This is a genomic window from Sulfitobacter sp. KMM 9851 (genome assembly GCF_057178245.1).
The window spans coordinates 1,855,987-1,872,467 of sequence record NZ_CM169991.1; the positions used below are offsets into that span (position 1 = coordinate 1,855,987).

The following is a 16,481-nucleotide window of genomic DNA, read 5'->3' on the forward strand; positions in this document are numbered from 1 at the left end:
ATGACAGGGCATATGTCGTTCCGGTCTGGCGGCGCGCTTGGCCTTTTGCTGCTTGCGCTGTGCGGGCCGCCCGTATCGGCGCAGGGGGCCAAGGTCGATTCCCCGCCTCAGGGCGGCACCGGCGATCAGCCCCTGTCGGTGATTGATTGGCTGGAAAATAAGCAAAGCGTGCCGCGCCGACCACCGGCCGCTCCGGTTGGCCTACCGAACCGGCGCGAACCGGCCACCGCGGTTTCCGCCAACGCGCCTGTCGTCACCGTCACACCGCTGGGCGAAGGTGCCCCGCGCGAGATCGGTCTGGTGCCCAGTGCCGTTACGGGCCTGCCGGCCGACATTTGGCGCAACAGTACGTCAGATCAGATCATCACCCTGATCGAAGACCTGCCAGACCCGCATATCCCCGCCGCCCAGGCCCTGCTATACACCGTGCTGCTGGCCGAGGCACAGGCCCCCAAGGGGCTGGCCCGCGAAGGTGACGCGCTGGCCTTGGCGCGGGTGCAGAAACTGCGCGACCTTGGCGCGCTTGACCCCGCGTTGTCGCTGATCGAACAGGCCGGCGTGGCCACATCGACAGCGCATTTCGACCTGTGGATGCAGATTGCCCTGCTGACCGGAACCGAAGACCGCGCCTGCGCCCGGCTGGTTAAATCGCCCCATCTGACCCGCGAATACAGCACCCGTATTTTTTGCAGCGCCCGGATCGGTAACTGGGACAACGCCGCGCTGACCTTTGGCTCGGCGCAAGCGCTAGGCCTGATGAGCGAGGAACAGCTTGATCTGTTCGACCGCTTTCTCAACCCTGACCTTTTTGAAGGTGCCGCGCCCCTGCGCGCCCCGCGCAAGATGGACCCGATGACCTTCCGGTTGTTTGAAACCATCGGAGAGCCGTTGCCCAGTGGCACCCTGCCGCGCGCCTATGCCGTGGCCGATCTGCGTGATCTGGCCGGGTGGAAAGCCCAGCTTGAGGCGGCAGAGCGGCTGACCCGCGCCGGTGCGCTGCCGGACAATCACCTGTTGGGGCTCTATACTGACCGCGCGCCTGCCGCCTCTGGTGGGATATGGGACCGGGTCGAGGCCCTGCAACGCTTTGAAACGGCGCTTGGCACCACAAGCGTCGATGCCGTCACCAAAACCTTGCCCAACGTCTGGCGCGCCATGCAGGAGGCCGAACTCGAGGTTGCCTTTGCCACCCTGTTTGCCGACCAACTCAGCAGCCTGCCGCTGCACGGGCGGGCGGCGGCGATTGCCTTTGACGTGGCCCTGCTGTCACCAGGCTATGAGGTGGCGGCGAACAGCCCTGCCGCCTCAGAGGCCAGCGCGGCGCGCGCGCTGCACATTGCCGTGGCCCGTGGCGAAGCGCCCGAGGCGCGCCCCGATGACGCGATGGCCGAGGCCATCTGGACCGCTTTCACAACCCCCGTTCCGCGCGCCGACCTGATGGACCAAGCCCGCGATGGTCAACTTGGCGTAGCGGTACTCCGCCTGCTGGCGCTGATGGACGACGGGGCCAACGGCGATTCCGGTGCACTGCGCGACGCGCTTGCCACCCTGCGCGCGCTGGGTCTCGAAGATACGGCGCGACGCGCCTCGCTTCAGATACTGCTGTTACAACGATGAGCCTGATGCACACTCAAACTTTCCACTGGATTTCCACCTTTCTGGAGGCGCAGGCCGCCGAACAGGGTGCGGCGACAAACACGCAGCTCGCCTATGGCCGCGACCTCAAGGACTTTGACAGCTGGCTGGCCCGGCGCGACCGCGATTTTACCTCCGTCCTGCGCGACGATGTTGAAGAATATCTGGTCTATTGCGATGCGCAGGGTCTGGCCAAATCGACCCGCGCGCGGCGGTTGTCGGCGATCAAACAGCTCTACCGCTTTGCCTTTGAAGAAGGCTTGCGCAGCGATAATCCGGCGGTCCAGATTGCCGGGCCGGGTCAGGACAAGCGTCTGCCCAAGATCCTGTCGGAAGCCGAGGTTGACCGCCTGCTCGACGCCGCGCGCGAATCCGGGCGCGCGTTGTCGGACCAGTTGCGCAACACCTGCCTGATGGAATTGCTTTATGCCACGGGGATGCGGGTCAGCGAATTGGTCAGCCTGCCGGTCAGTGCCGCACGCGGTGATCCGCGCCTGCTGCTGATCATGGGCAAAGGCGGCAAGGAACGTATGGTGCCGCTGTCGCCCCCCGCGCGCGACGCGCTGGCCGCTTGGCTGACGATGCGCGACAAGGTTGAGGCGGCAAACCTCACCAAAGGCAAACCCGCCTCGCGATTCCTGTTTCCCTCACGCGGAGCAATGGGCCATCTGACGCGGCACCGGTTCTACCTGCTGATCAAGGAATTTGCCGTAGCCGGCGGCGTTGACCCGTCCAAGGTCACACCGCACACCCTGCGCCATGCCTTTGCCACGCATCTGCTGGCCAATGGTGCCGATCTGCGCGCGATCCAGACCATGCTGGGCCATGCGGATGTCGCCACCACCGAAATCTATACCCATGTTCTGGAAGAACGTCTGACCGAACTGGTGCTGGACCATCACCCGCTGGCCAAGGACGGCAGCCGCAAACCCGGCGGCAGTACATCCTCAGAGGGCCAATAGCCGCTTTGCAGCGCGTCGCGGTAGGCGCGCGGCAGGCCTGCCGCGTCCATGTCGGCAATCGCACCCGCCACATCATACGATAGCCGGTGTACCTGGACCTCGCCCCCATCTAGCAGGGCGTAACGCGTTTGTTGCCGCCCGTCATGGGGCGGCATCCCGATAACGCCCGCGTTGATCCAGCAGCCGCGCGGGGTGTTGCGGATAAAGGCAAGGCCGGAATGCCCCGAGACGATGTGATCGACCGGGCCGATCGCCTCCTCAAGTGCGCGCCATTCCTCGATCAGCAGCGCATCCGGGGCGTCCGACCAGACAAACCGCGCCACATCCGCGACCCCGCCATGGATCACACCATAGCGCGCGCCTTGATGCCGAAAGCTGATCACATCGGGCAGCCCCGACATCCATGCCTTGTCGGCATCGCCCAAAACCTGCGCCGCATGGGCATACCAAGCCCCGCTCAGCAGATCACAGTCACTGCCCGCATCAAAACCACAGCCGCAGTCGGGCGCGCCGCTGCCCAGCTGCGCCTCGCAATTGCCGGCCACCACCGCGCAGCCCGCGTTTCGGATTGCCGCGACCGAGCGCATTGGCGCCCCGCAATAAGCCACCACATCGCCGGTACAGACCATATGATCGCCCGCGATGCCGCGCTCTGCCGCGACGGCAAGAACCGCCCCAAGCGCCTGCACATTGCTGTAGGGCCCGCCAAACAGCAGCACCGGACCGTCCAGCACCCCTAAATCGTGATGTCGTAGCGCGCGCATTGTTTTCCCCCGCAGCGCGACCCTTGAATGACCGCGCCCCTATGCCCATAACCAGTGCTGAACATATAGTGTATGGAATTGACGCAAATGGAAACGGGCACCGCCCTCTTCGACGCAAGCTTTTGGATCAGTGCCGGGATTATCCTGCTCTTACTTGTGCTGTCCGGCTTTTTCTCGGGTTCTGAAACCGCACTGACAGCCGCATCACGCGGCAAGCTGCGCGCGCAGGCCGACAAGGGGTCACGCGGGGCGCAGCGCGCGCTCAAGATCACCGAAGACAACGAACGCCTGATCGGGTCGGTGCTGCTGGGTAATAACATGGTGAATATCCTCGCCGCCTCGATGGCGACGGCGCTGTTCACCCGCCTGTTCGGGCAAAACGGCGTGGCGCTGGCGACGCTGGTGATGACGGTGCTGGTGCTGGTGTTTTCCGAAGTGCTGCCCAAAACCTATGCCATCACCAATGCCGAACGCGCCGCAGCGCTGGTGTCGCGCCCCATCGGTGTTATAGTACTGGTGTTTTCGCCCATCGTCAGTGCCGTGCGGCTGTTCGTGCGCGGCATCCTGCGCGTCTTTGGCGTGCAGATCGACCCGGACAGCAACATCCTTGCCGTGCGCGAGGAAATTGCGGGTGCGCTGCAACTGGGCCATTCCGAAGGCGTTGTCGAAAAAGAGGACCGTGACCGGATCCTGGGCGCGCTTGATCTGCGCGAACGCGCGGTCGAGGAAATCATGCTACACCGATCCGGGATTGAGATGGTTGATGCCGCGGCAGACCCCTCTGATATTCTGGAACAATGTCTGCAATCCAATCACACCCGCCTGCCCGTCTACCGCGATGATCCCGAAAACATCATCGGTGTCGTCCATGCCAAGGACCTGCTGCGCGCCATGTACAAGCTGATCGGCGGACCCGAAGGCGAAGCTGCGGCACTCAAGGACTTTGACGTCGCAAGTGTGGTGATGAAACCCTATTTCGTGCCAGAAACCTCGACGCTGGACGAACAAATGCGCCAGTTCTTGCGCCGCCGCACCCATTTTGCGCTGGTGGTGGACGAATATGGCTCGCTTCAGGGATTGATCACGCTTGAGGACATCCTCGAAGAGATCGTGGGCGAAATTACCGATGAATTCGACCCCGACGCTGACCACCCGGTGCGGCCCGCCGAAGACGGGCACCTGATGGTGGACGGCGCCATGACCATCCGCGACCTGAACCGCGCGACGGACTGGTCGCTGCCCGATGACGAGGCCAATACCGTCGCCGGGTTGGTCATCCACGAGGCGCAGATGATCCCGACCAAGGGACAGGTGTTTTCCTTCCACGGGTTCAGGTTCGAAGTGATGGCGCGCGAGGGCAACCGGATTACGCAACTCAAGATCAGACCGCTTTAACAGCTCCGGCTGGATGCGGGCCGGGCAGCGCCAGCCCGTCCGGGCGGTCTGGCGCTGTTTGACGCGCCTATCCCCTTAACCGCGTGCCCGCCGCATCAAACGGCGGTTCTGCCAGCACCACTGCATTATGCGGCGCGCCCAGCACCATCACCTGCACCACGTCGCCGGCCGCGACGCCGCGCACAAACCCCAGCGCCAGCGATTGCCCCACGCCAAAGCCATAGGCGCCCGAAGTGACCCGGCCTATTCCCTTGCCGTCTTTGAAAATCGGTTCCCCCCCAGCCGCATCGGCATTTGATGCATCGGTCTGCCCCGCATCGAGCGCCAGTACCACAAGACGCTCGCGGGCAGGTTCTGCCAGCGTCTGTTCCAGCGCTTCCTTGTTCAGAAAATCCTTGTCGAGCTTGCACAGTCGGTCCAGCCCGACCTCTTGAGGCCAGTATTCCGGACTGTATTCCCGCCCCCATGATCCATAGCCCTTTTCGATCCGCAGCGACATCAATGCGCGCGATCCCACCGGCCCCGCGCCCAGATCATCCCCAGCCTCAAGCAACGCCTGCCACAGCGCCAGTTGATCCGCCTCGGCGCAGTGCAGCTCCCACCCCAGATCACCGGTAAACGACACCCGCAGCGCCACGACCTTGATCCCTGCCAGTTCGATCCGTTTTGACCGCATGAAGGGGAAATCGGCATTCCCTAGCGGTGCATTGGTCAACCGCTGCAACAACGCGCGCGACTTTGGCCCCGCCACGTTGAACCCACAGACCGCCTGCGTCAGGCTATCAAAGACCGTGCCTTGCGGCAGTGGCACCGCACGAAAAAACCGCTGGTGATAGCGTTCTGCCATGCCGGACCCAATGATCCAAAACTCATCCTCGCCCAGCCGCGTTACGGTGAAATCCCCCGCGATCCCGCCGCGTTTGCCGATCAGCGGCGTGAGGCAGGACCGCCCCACCGCCCCCGGCATACGATTGGCAAAAAGCGCGTTCAACCACGCCTCAGCCCCCGGCCCCGCGACCCGGTATTTGGCAAAGTTCGAGATGTCGATGATCCCGGCATGAGCGCGCAGCATCCGCGCCTCGTGGCCGACCACATCCCACCAGCCCTGCCGGGTAAAGCCGTGGGTCTGATCCTCGGCACCCACGTCATCACCATAGTAAAGCGGATGTTCCCAGCCATAGTTAAACCCGAAAACTGCCCCCCGCGCCCGCTGGTCGTCATACGCCGGCCGCTTGCGGACCGCACGGCCTGCGGCGCGTTCTTCATGGGGGAAATGGATTTTGAAACGGTTGGCATATTGGTCGCGGACGCGCGCGCGGGTAAAGGCCGCATCGGCCCAATCGCCAAAGCGCGCCACATCCCAGGCGAACATGTCATAGCGCGTTTCGCCCGTGACGATCCAGTCTGCGGCCAGCAGCCCCATACCCCCCGACTGCGAAAACCCCGGAATGATCCCGTTGCAGCAAAAGTAGTTGCGCAGCTCGGGCACCGGGCCAAACAGTACGTTTGCATCGGGCGACCAGATCATCGGCCCGTTGATCACCCGTTTGATCCCCGCCGTGCCGACCGCCGGCACCCGGTCAATGGCGCGCATCATATTGTCTTCGATACGTTCCAAATCGTCGGGAAACAGTTCATGGGCAAAATCCAAGGGTGTGCCTTCTTCGGCCCAGAACCGCATGTCTTTTTCATAGGCACCGATCAGCAGGCCCTTGCCCTCTTGGCGCAGGTAATATTCGCCGTCGCGGTCGGCCACCGACGGCAGGCGCCGGTCCATGGCTGTGATTTCGGCAATCGCTTCGGTCACAAAGTACTGGTGTTCCGTCGGTTGCAACGGCAGTTTCAGCCCGGCCAATGCGGCCACCTCGCGTCCCCAGAGCCCGGCGGCATTGACGACCCACTGCGCCCTGATATCGCCTTTTTGGGTCCGCACGATCCAACTGCCGTCAGGCTGCTGTTCGGTCCCGGTGACGGGGCAAAAGCGCACAATCTCGGCACCCGCCGCCCGCGCGCCGACCGCATAGGCATTGGTCACGCCTGACGGGTCCACGTTGCCGCCATTTTCCTCAAACATGATACAGCGGATGCCGTCGTAATTGACCAGCGGATGCAATTCTTCGGCTTCAGCGCGGCTGACCTCGCGAAATGGCAGCCCGTAGTATTTCGCTTTGGCTGCTTGCAGACGCAACTGGTGTTCGCGCGCCTCAGTCTGCGCCAGATACAGTGATCCGGGCTGAAACACACCGCAGCTTTGCCCGGTTTCGGCCTCCAGCGCGTTGTACAGATCCATCGTGTAATTTTGGATGCGGGTGATGTTGTTGTTGTCGTGCAGCCCATGAATGTTTGCTGCCGCGTGCCAGGTTGATCCCGAGGTCAGCTCATTGCGCTCTAGCAACACAACATCGGTCCAGCCCAGTTTGGTCAGGTGATAAAGGATAGAACAGCCAATGACGCCGCCCCCGATGATGACAGCCTGGGCATGGGTGCGCATGTTGGCTCCTGATGTGACAATGCTCTGGCCCCATCCTCGCCCCGGCACGGGGGAACAGGGTTGCCCATAACCGACACAGATGGTCGCCAAAGGCCAAGAGGCACGGCTTTTGCAGCCCACCGCCTGCCGCCCGCGTCAATTTTCCACATAAACTTGGCGGCGGGCTTGGGGATTACAAAGCCCCCAGCACCGGCGGCTTGGTTACCGAGCTTGGGTGACCGCATCGCGCACATCACTGCGCGCAGCACTCAGTACCCGCGCCCGGTCAGGCTCAAAACCAATCGCCTGTAACGCGCGCTGCAAATGCACCTCCGCCGCCGCCCGCGCGGCCTTGCTTAGCCCGATGTCCGGGTGGCGCATCAGCCCGGCCAGCACCTCCTGCAGGATTTGTTGCACTTCGACCACGGTTGCACCGTCGCGGGCCAGTGGGCCAAAGCCGTCTTCGATCAAGTCGTCTGGTTGGATCGGTGCAACATGCAGATGCGACAGCGTAACCTCGCGTTTGGCCGCGGCCTCGTCAGAATACAGCGACAGTATCCGCCCGATGCGGGTGATCACGTCGATGGCGGTGCCGGGGTCGTTAACGCCCGGCGACAATGCTTTCGACGCCACCTCGCCCATCACCACCAAACCGAAACGCGGATCTTGGTCAAAGCTGCGCAGATCGCCCAGGCGAATATTGTCACGGACCGCCTCCTCCAGACTTTCCCAATCGTGGTCACTGTCTTTTGGCGCGCCGCGCGGGGCCGCCATCAGCAGGGGTTCGTTGAGAAAGACAAAATCCCCGATATTGCGCGTGAGATACAACGCGACCCCATGATCTGCGGCCTGCGCGTCCAGCGCTTCGGGATAGATATGCTGGATATAGCCGCTTTCGTGGGCGCAAATGACCCGTGCGTCATCGGGTGGCGCGGCGGTCAGGGCATGGCCGCCCAGGCAAGGCGTATCCAGACGTTCCTTGAATTGGGCGCGGGTGACCCGTTCGATCTGCCGGGTGGTGTCGATCAGGCTGCCGAAGCCCTGTAGGTGCAGCACCCAGCGGATCAGGTAGATGACGATAACGGCCAGCACCAGCACCGTCGTGGCAAACAGCACAAGCGCGCGTTCGTCAACATAGACGCCCAATTCGCGCAGAATGATCGCGATCAGCGCATAGACATAGGCCCCGATGAACACCGCCAACGTGTTCTGCGTCGTACGGTCCTGAATGATCAGGCGGTGCGCGCGTGGTGTGAACTGCGCCGAGGACGCGCGGTAGACGGTCACCATGATGGTGATCGAAAAGATCGTCACCGCCAGCATGGCGTCCGCTATGATCTGCAACAGTCGGTCCGCCGCCTCGCCCGTCAGGCTGGTGGCCAGTTCCTTGGGCACAAAACTTTCGACCAGTTGCGTCAGCCCCAGCGCCAGAATAGCCAGCAATCCCATGATCACCACCCGCACCCAAAGTTTGCGGGTATATTCGCGCGTCTTGCGCAGCAGGGTCTGCGGGATGAGGTTTTCCAGTTTCATTGCCGACAGATAGCACGCTTTACCGCCGCGCCAACCGACCAAATCGAATTTCACCCAAGCGGCGCGCGCCCGTGCGTCATGTGCCAAAATCGACCAACTGCGTCGGAAACCTACATGAAGGCGCGGGCCCGCTTTGGCAGGTTTCGGGTGAACAATGCTGGAGAATCCCATGAAGACCACCACACGTGCGCTTGTCATCGGGGGCGGTGTTGTCGGCGCTTCGGTGCTGTATCACCTGACCAAACTGGGCTGGTCGGATGTCATGCTGGTCGAACGGTCTGAACTGACATCAGGATCTACCTGGCATGCGGCGGGCGGGTTTCATACGCTTAATGGCGACACCAACATGGCCGCCCTTCAGGGCTATACGATCCGGCTGTATAAAGAGCTGGAAGAGATCACCGGGATGTCTTGCGGGCTGCACCATGTGGGCGGTGTCACGTTGGCCGATACCCAAGAACGCTTTGACATGATGCTGGCCGAACGGGCCAAGCACCGGTTTATGGGTCTGGACACCGAGATTGTCGGCCCAGAGGAAATTGCCAAAATCGCGCCGATCACCAACATGGATGGTATTATCGGCGGGCTATATGATCCGCTCGACGGGCATCTGGACCCGTCTGGCACCACCCACGCCTATGCCAAGGCGGCACGCATGGGCGGCGCGACGATAGAAACACATTGTATGGTCCGCGAAACCAACCAGCGCCCCGATGGCACCTGGGATGTGGTGACCGACAAGGGCACGATCCACACCGAACACCTGATTAACGCGGGCGGGCTTTGGGCGCGCGAAGTGGGCGCGATGGCGGGCATCTATTTCCCGCTGCACCCGATGGAACACCAATATATCGTCACCGACGACATCCCCGATATCTACAACCGCGACGCGGAACATCCACATGTGATGGACCCCGCAGGCGAAAGCTATCTGCGGCAGGAGGGGCGCGGGCTGTGCATTGGTTTTTATGAACAGACCTGCCGACCGTGGGCGGTGAACGGCACACCCTGGGGCTTTGGCCACGAACTGTTGCCGGATGATTTCGACAAGATCGAAGACAGCATTGCATTCGCCTACAAGCGCTTCCCGATCCTTGAAACGGCGGGGGTCAAATCGGTGATCCACGGGCCGTTCACCTTTGCCCCTGATGGCAACCCGCTGGTCGGTCCGGTGCCGGGGGTACGCAACTATTGGTCGGCTTGTGGTGTCATGGCGGGCTTTAGTCAGGGCGGCGGTGTCGGACTGACGCTGGCGCAGTGGATGATCGAGGGTGAACCCGAACGCGATGTGATGGCGATGGACGTGGCGCGGTTTGGTAAGTGGATATCGCCCGGCTATACGCTGCCCAAGGTGACGGAGAACTATCAAAAACGCTTTTCCGTGTCCTATCCGAACGAGGAACTGCCCGCCGCGCGCCCGTACCGGACCACGCCGATGTATGACATCTTTAGCGGCATGGGGGCCGTCTGGGGCCAGCAATACGGGCTGGAGGTGGCAAACTACTTTGCCCAAGGGGATGAGCCGACCTTTGAAACGCCGTCCTTCCGCCGTTCGGACGCTTTTGGTGCCACGGCACGCGAAGTGGCGGGCGTGCGCAACGGAGTCGGCATCAACGAGGTGCAGAATTTTGGCAAATACCGCGTCACCGGGCCAAAGGCGCGGGATTGGCTCGACCTTATCATGGCCGGCCGGGTGCCGCAGCAAGGGCGCATCAGCCTGACGCCCATGCTGTCGGACAAGGGCAAGCTGATCGGGGATTTCACCATGTCCTGTTTGGGCGAGGAGGAATTCCAGCTTACCGCCTCTTACGGGGCGCAGGCGTTTCACATGCGCTGGTTCCTGCAACATCTAAAGGACGGCGTCTGTGTCGAGAACATCTCGGACGCGCTGACCGGGTTTCAGATTGCCGGGCCAAAGGCGCGCGATGTCCTACAGGCCTGCACCCGCAGCGACGTGGCGGCGATGAAGTTTCTCGACGTCACCCGTATGACCGTGGGGATGGTCGACTGTATCGTGCAACGCGTCAGCTATACTGGCGATCTAGGCTATGAGATTTACTGCGACCCCATGGGCCAACGCGCGCTCTGGACCGTGCTTTGGGCCGCGGGGCAGGATCATGGCATGGTCCCGTTCGGTATGCGCGCGATGATGTCGCTGCGGCTCGATCGGTTCTTTGGCTCTTGGATGTCAGAGTTTTCGCCCGATTACACCGCCGCTGAAACCGGGTTGGACCGGTTTATCAGCTTCAAGAAAAACACCGCCTTTATCGGTCGTGAGCTGGCCGAGGCTGAACGTGCCACGCCGCCTGTGCGCAAGCTGGTCGCCTTTGAGGTCGCGGCAACGGACGCGGATGTGCACGGCTACGAACCGATCTGGCTGGACGGTGCCGTGGTGGGGTTCTGCACCTCGGGGGGCTATTCGCACCATGCGCAAAAATCCATCGCCATGGGGTTTGTGCCGACCGAACGGGCCGAGGATGGTTTGCAGGTCGAGATTGAAATTCTGGGCCAGATGCGCCCGGCTACGGTTATTTCGACCCCGCTGTTTGACGCCGATGGTGCCCGGATGCGCGGCTAGGCATTGCCCATGTGCGGCGGTAAGGTGGGGCCATGACCCACCTGCCCGTGATCCTTTTGGCCGCCGGAGCGTCTGCGCGGATGCGCGGGCGCGACAAGCTGCTTGAAGATGTGGGCGGCCAGCCACTGCTGCGGCGTCAGGCGATCATGGCGCAGCGCATCGGCCCGGTAGTTGTGGCCCTGCCACCTGCGCCGCACCCGAGATATACGGCGCTGTCGGGTCTGGATATCACCGTATTGCCCGTGCCGGATGCCGCCAAAGGGATGGGCGCCAGCCTGCGCGCGGGCTTTGCCGCCCTGCCCGCCGGCACCCGCGCCGCGATGGTGCTTTTGGCCGACATGCCCGATCTGACGGCAGACGATCTGGCCCACGTCGTGGCGGCGGTTGATTTGGACAGCGACACACTGATCTGGCGCGGGACGACGGCTTCGGGCGCGCCGGGCCATCCGATTGTCTTTGCCGCTGCGCTGTTTGCCCAGATGGCCCAGCTTACGGGAGACGATGGTGGGCGTAGCGTGGTGGCGCAGGCCGGGGACCGGGTGCAACTGGTCCCCCTGCCCGGCAACCGCGCGCGGCTGGACCTCGACACGCCGGAGGATTGGGCAAAGTGGCGATGCCAGATGCGGGACTGACCGGCAGTGGCCGGGCGCGGTTAAGGCAAATAGTCGCATTCGATTGATGGACGTTGCATCTATTGCAAGCAGAGCATTGGATCAGCGCATGAAACCCAAAATCCTGACGACACTCAAAACCTATGACCGCCAGCAGTTTGTCGGTGATCTGATTGCGGGGGTGACGGTGGCCATGGTGGCGCTGCCGCTGAGTCTTGCCATTGCGATTGCATCGGGTGCGGGGCCGGAAAAAGGGTTGGTCACAGCCATCGTTGCCGGGTTGATCATCTCGCTTCTGGGCGGCAGTCGGGTTCAGATCGGTGGCCCAACGGGCGCGTTTATCGTGGTGGTTTACGGCGTGATCACGCAGCACGGTTATGACGGGCTGATCCTTGCTACCTTGATGGCAGGTATCATCATGCTGGTCGCCGGATACCTCCGCGCAGGAAACCTTGTCGCCTATGTGCCCGAACCCGTGATCAATGGATTCACCATCGGTATTGGTGTCATCATCGCCACAAGCCAGCTCAAGGATTTGTTTGGCCTGTCGGTGAATAAGGTACCTGCCGAATTCATCGGCAAGATGGAGGCCTTATGGCAGGCCCGTGACAGTCTGAGCCTTTCTGCGCTGGCCATTGGCATCGTCACGATGGGGCTGATTACCCTGCTGCGCCGGATCGCCCCAAGGTTTCCGGGGCTGATCGTTGCCGTTGGTGTCACCTCGGCTGCTGTTGCCTTGGCAGTCTTGCCCGTCGACACGATCTTTTCGCGCTTCGGTGCCTTGCCAAGCACATTGCCGCGTCCCAGCTTGCCCGACATCAGCATGGGGCGCATCATTGAATTGCTGCCCTCCGCCTTTGTCATTGCCTTTCTGGCCAGCATTGAATTGCTGCTGTCGGCGATGGTGGCAGATCGGATGATCGGCGGCCATCACCGGCCCAACGCCGAAGTCTTGGCACAGGGCTTTGCCAATATTGGCTCAGCACTTTTTGGCGGGCTTCCAGCCACCGGTGCCATTGCCCGCACGGCCACCAACGTGCGCGCGGGTGGCAAGACACCCGTGGCCGGTATTGTGCATGCGTTGACGATCCTACTGGTCATGCTGTTGGCCGCGCCCCTAGCGGGGTATCTTGCGATGCCGGCACTGGCGGGTTTGCTGATCCTGACCGCTTGGAACATGAGCGAACCTCACAAATGGCGCGGCTACATGCAGACCCGCATGTCAGACCGGATCTTGCTGCTGCTCACGCTGGTGCTGACCGTGTTTGCGGATCTGACCATCGCCATCGGCGTCGGTGTCTCTGTCGGGCTGGCCCTCAGACTGCGGCGGCGAAAGGCGGTTGAGGAAACCGACTGGACACCGCCGGATCGCTAGGTTGGTCCTTCCAAATTCATCATTTGACCCAACAGCCCGGACTCATGGGCGTAGCCCGGCTCCTCAATCGATTTGTATTGGGATACTTTCTACCCCCGCAAAAAAGAAAACGGGGCGGTTGCCCGCCCCGTTTATGTCGTTGGTCTGAATTGCTCAGCACAACAGCTGCATATTACGTGTCCTGCGCCCCCGCAGGAATTACTTGATCAGCAGCTTGGCCTCGTGTTTTTTCAACGAGCGGCGCGCGGCGGCGTAGCCGTCGATGCCGTCCTGCGTGGCCAGTTCCGGGAACAGTTCCAGGATTTCGCTGCGCTGGGCCTTGCCGATACCGGCCAGTGACATGTCGCCCGGCTGGAAGCTTTCGGTCCAGGTGCCGTCTGACAGGATCACTTCGTGGCGGTCGAACATCACGTGGATATACGTGGTGCTGGACACATCGACGATGTCGATACCGTCCAAGCCGGTCAGGTGCTTTGCCGCGACCAGCACTTCACGCTCTTCAAAGTAGAGCGCCGTCTTGTCGTTGGCCACCAGAACACGGTGGTTCGGGCTGACCATCATGTCACGCTCTGGCAGATCATTGCCAAGCGCGCCCTGACGGATCAGGACCGGCTTGAGATGCGCTGCCCCTTCCAGTTCTGCGCCCGTCATGTCACGTGCACCGATCCAGCGGATTGTCTGGATGCCGTTGTCGCGGGTGATGACCCGGTCACCGACCTGCAGATCCTCGACGCGCACTTCGCCTTTTGGCGTGGCAATGCGGGTGCCGGGGGTAAAGCAGGGGATGACGTTTTCGATTTCGACAAAGTTCAGGCGGCCCGCGTCGGTGCCGTCTTCGTTAAAGTAATCAACATAGCCATCTTCACGGTCGTCAGAGGTATAGGTGACCTCCAACCGACCGCCCTCTGGTGCAGAGCCGCGCAGGTCGAGCGTGTCATAGTCGATCGCACCGCTACCGCCGTCGACATCGTCGCCTGCGTTGACGTTGACGAATGTGTCCTGACCGGCACCACCGGTCATGATGTCATTGCCAGCACCGCCATCGAGCAGATCGTCGCCTTGCGCACCTTGCAGCGTGTCGTTGCCGTCACCGCCCATAAGGGTGTCATTCTCGCCGCCGCCGTCGAGCATATCGTCGCCCTCTCCGCCTTCGAGAAGGTCGTCGTCACGGTTGCCGCGCAGCGTATCGTTGCCGGTGCCGCCGCGCAGGATGTCGTTGCCCTGCCCGCCAGAGATGCTGTCGTCACCGCCGCCACCCAGCAGGGTGTCGTTGCCAGTGTTGCCGTTGATGATGTCATCGTCGATCTGGCCGTCGATGAAATCGTTACCCGAACCGCCGTGCAGCTCGTCGCGGTCATCGGCGCCATAAATGACGTCATCGCCCGCGCCGCCATAGACGGTGTCCATGCCATTGGTCGGGTTGCGGTCTGGGGCAAATGGGTTGGTGCCATCGGCCACGTCGGGGATGTCGAGCACGTCAAGGCCAAGCTCTGGGTCGTTGCCGGCATAGATCGTGTCATTGCCCGCCCCACCAATGAGCAGATCATTGCCTTCGCCGCCTACGATCCGGTCATTGCCAGTGCCGCCATCGACGATATCATCGTCGATGCCTGCGTTGATCACGTCATCGCCTGCGCCGCCGTAAATGGTGTCGCGGTCGTCGCCGGTGCTGATCGTGTCGTTGCCCGCCCCACCATCGACATAGTCGCGGTCATTTTCGGGATCGCTGTCGGGGTCGAAACCAAGCGGATCGCTGCCCGCTGCGGGATAGCCCTGATCGGGTGCCAGCTCGCCGTTGCCCGTGTTGATCACATCATCGCCGTCGCCGCCCATAACGGTGTCGGAGCCTGTACCGCCTTCGACTGAATCGTCGCCCGCGCCCGCTTCGATGATGTCGTCGCCTTCTCCAGCCAGGATGGTGTCGTTGCCGTCACCGGCGCGAACGTAGTCATCATTGGGGCCAGCACCGGGCAGAATTTCGTCGTTGGCATCAACCATGTCGCCATCAGGGTCACCGGTATAGGCGGTGTCGATCAGATCGTCGCCCACAGTGCCGTCAACATAGCCGTCACGCGCGCCGGTGGGATCGGTGACTGTTACGGTCACGATTGCATCGTCGGTCAGCCCGTCGGGATCGGCCACGGTATAGGCGATGGTCGCCTCGCCGGTGAAACCGTCGTTGGCCTCAAACGTGATGGTGCCGTCGCCGTTGATTGTTACCGTGCCGTCGTCGCTGGTGGCCGTGAGAACATTCAGCATGTCGCCGTCAACGTCTGTGTCGTTGGCCAGAACCGGAATGATCACGGCGGTGGTGCCGCTGGTCGTGGCGGTGTCGTCATTGGCCTCGGGCGCGTCATTCACCGGGTTCACTGTCACGTTGACGGTGCCAGTGGCGGTGCCGCCGTTGCCGTCATCGACGGTATAGCTGATTGTGGTTTCGCCGTTGTAGTTTTCATCGGGCGTGAAGGTCAGCGTGCCATCTGGGCCAATATCAACTGTGCCGACGGGGCAAGACGCCATTGTCACGGTCAAAGGATCGCCGTTGGCGTCGGTGTCGTTGGTCAGGACATTGACAGTGCCGACGGTATCTTCGTCGATGATCAGTTCGTCGTCGTTGGCAACGGGTGCGTCGTTTTCGCCGCCGGTGTCAGGCTTGCCATCGTCCCATGTCAGGTTGTCGATCGCGCCCGACCCCTGGAGACGGACTTCCATCCGGGCCACGCCAGTCACGTTGAGCTGAACCGTACGTTCGCCGCCGTCACCTGTTGGATCGACAAAGTGGTTTGCAATCTCGTTGCCATCGGCATCAAAGAAAATCATCCGGGTGCCTTCGCCGCAGTTCTCTTCGATGTCCTTGAACGTCAGGCTCTTGACGCGCACGCCCTCTTCGAAATCAAAGAACAGGCTGCCGCCGCCTGCGTTGTCATCGGGATCGGTGCTGTCCCCGTCTTCGGACACGATCAGCAGGCCGCCCAGCGTATCGGACGCCAGATCGTCGTCACCCCCGGTGGGGTTCGAACTGTCGAAAATCATCGCCTGGCCCGACCCGCCGCTGGCAGAAACAGCAACGCCCAGAGCGGCGTATTCATCATCCACCACAGTACCGGCGGGAAGGGAATTGAAATCAATGGTTCTGATCATTGTAAGCTCTCCTAAGC

At 62.2% G+C, this 16,481-nt stretch carries 10 protein-coding genes; 6 read left to right on the top strand and 4 right to left on the bottom strand.

The features are described 5' to 3' along the window. Both AC1965_RS09125 and AC1965_RS09130 read left to right on the top strand, forming a co-directional pair. The gene (locus tag AC1965_RS09125; RefSeq protein WP_483883566.1) at positions 1-1,617 is read left to right on the top strand and encodes a hypothetical protein; all 1,617 of its coding nucleotides are present in this window, start codon (positions 1-3) and stop codon (positions 1,615-1,617) included. A gap of 5 nt (positions 1,618-1,622) precedes the next feature. After that, on the top strand, positions 1,623-2,597 hold the full coding sequence (locus AC1965_RS09130; protein WP_483883567.1) for a site-specific tyrosine recombinase XerD: 975 nt from the start codon (positions 1,623-1,625) through the stop codon (positions 2,595-2,597). Here AC1965_RS09130 and AC1965_RS09135 read toward each other — a convergent pair. Further along, a complete protein-coding gene (locus tag AC1965_RS09135) occupies positions 2,534-3,361 on the bottom strand; it encodes a metallophosphoesterase family protein (RefSeq protein WP_483883568.1) in 828 nt (275 codons plus the stop codon). The two genes, AC1965_RS09130 and AC1965_RS09135, sit on opposite strands and share 64 nt — an antisense overlap. 72 nt (positions 3,362-3,433) lie before the next feature. On the opposite strand from AC1965_RS09135, the gene AC1965_RS09140 reads away from it, so the two are divergent. Continuing rightward, positions 3,434-4,756 carry an HlyC/CorC family transporter gene (locus AC1965_RS09140; RefSeq protein ID WP_483883569.1) on the top strand — a complete coding sequence of 441 codons (1,323 nt, stop codon included), beginning with the start codon at positions 3,434-3,436 and terminating at the stop codon, positions 4,754-4,756. A gap of 67 nt (positions 4,757-4,823) precedes the next feature. Here AC1965_RS09140 and AC1965_RS09145 read toward each other — a convergent pair whose 3' ends face one another. Beyond that, positions 4,824-7,247, bottom strand: a complete 2,424-nt coding sequence (locus AC1965_RS09145; RefSeq protein WP_483883570.1) for a GcvT family protein — start codon at positions 7,245-7,247, stop codon at positions 4,824-4,826. A 201-nt stretch (positions 7,248-7,448) separates the two neighbouring features. Continuing rightward, positions 7,449-8,813, bottom strand: coding sequence for a DUF2254 domain-containing protein (locus AC1965_RS09150; RefSeq protein WP_483883571.1), 1,365 nt, complete (start codon positions 8,811-8,813; stop codon positions 7,449-7,451). Between the two features lie 115 nt (positions 8,814-8,928). On the opposite strand from AC1965_RS09150, the gene AC1965_RS09155 reads away from it, so the two are divergent. The 3 genes from AC1965_RS09155 to AC1965_RS09165 all read left to right on the top strand — a co-directional run bounded on the left by AC1965_RS09155 (position 8,929) and on the right by AC1965_RS09165 (position 13,323). Then, positions 8,929-11,337 carry a GcvT family protein gene (locus AC1965_RS09155; RefSeq protein WP_483883572.1) on the top strand — a complete coding sequence of 803 codons (2,409 nt, stop codon included), beginning with the start codon at positions 8,929-8,931 and terminating at the stop codon, positions 11,335-11,337. A gap of 32 nt (positions 11,338-11,369) precedes the next feature. Next, complete coding sequence (locus AC1965_RS09160; protein WP_483883573.1) at positions 11,370-11,969, top strand: nucleotidyltransferase family protein; 600 nt, start codon at positions 11,370-11,372, stop codon at positions 11,967-11,969. An 88-nt stretch (positions 11,970-12,057) separates the two neighbouring features. Beyond that, entirely contained in the window at positions 12,058-13,323 is a 1,266-nt protein-coding gene (locus AC1965_RS09165; RefSeq protein WP_483883574.1) for a SulP family inorganic anion transporter, read from the top strand. 198 nt (positions 13,324-13,521) lie between these two features. On the opposite strand, the gene AC1965_RS09170 is transcribed toward AC1965_RS09165, so the two are convergent. Continuing rightward, the gene (locus tag AC1965_RS09170) at positions 13,522-16,464 is read right to left on the bottom strand and encodes a Hint domain-containing protein (protein WP_483883575.1); all 2,943 of its coding nucleotides are present in this window, start codon (positions 16,462-16,464) and stop codon (positions 13,522-13,524) included. Positions 16,465-16,481 lie beyond the last annotated feature (17 nt).

What these genes read in the sequence shown, in the direction of transcription:
- AC1965_RS09125 (WP_483883566.1), top strand. Translation starts at nt 1, where the DNA reads ATGACAGGGCATATGTCGTTCCGGTCTGGCGGCGCGCTTGGCCTTTTG.
- AC1965_RS09130 (WP_483883567.1), top strand. Translation starts at nt 1,623, where the DNA reads ATGCACACTCAAACTTTCCACTGGATTTCCACCTTTCTGGAGGCGCAG.
- AC1965_RS09135 (WP_483883568.1), bottom strand. Translation starts at nt 3,361, where the DNA reads ATGCGCGCGCTACGACATCACGATTTAGGGGTGCTGGACGGTCCGGTG.
- AC1965_RS09140 (WP_483883569.1), top strand. Translation starts at nt 3,434, where the DNA reads ATGGAATTGACGCAAATGGAAACGGGCACCGCCCTCTTCGACGCAAGC.
- AC1965_RS09145 (WP_483883570.1), bottom strand. Translation starts at nt 7,247, where the DNA reads ATGCGCACCCATGCCCAGGCTGTCATCATCGGGGGCGGCGTCATTGGC.
- AC1965_RS09155 (WP_483883572.1), top strand. Translation starts at nt 8,929, where the DNA reads ATGAAGACCACCACACGTGCGCTTGTCATCGGGGGCGGTGTTGTCGGC.
- AC1965_RS09160 (WP_483883573.1), top strand. Translation starts at nt 11,370, where the DNA reads ATGACCCACCTGCCCGTGATCCTTTTGGCCGCCGGAGCGTCTGCGCGG.
- AC1965_RS09165 (WP_483883574.1), top strand. Translation starts at nt 12,058, where the DNA reads ATGAAACCCAAAATCCTGACGACACTCAAAACCTATGACCGCCAGCAG.
- AC1965_RS09170 (WP_483883575.1), bottom strand. Translation starts at nt 16,464, where the DNA reads ATGATCAGAACCATTGATTTCAATTCCCTTCCCGCCGGTACTGTGGTG.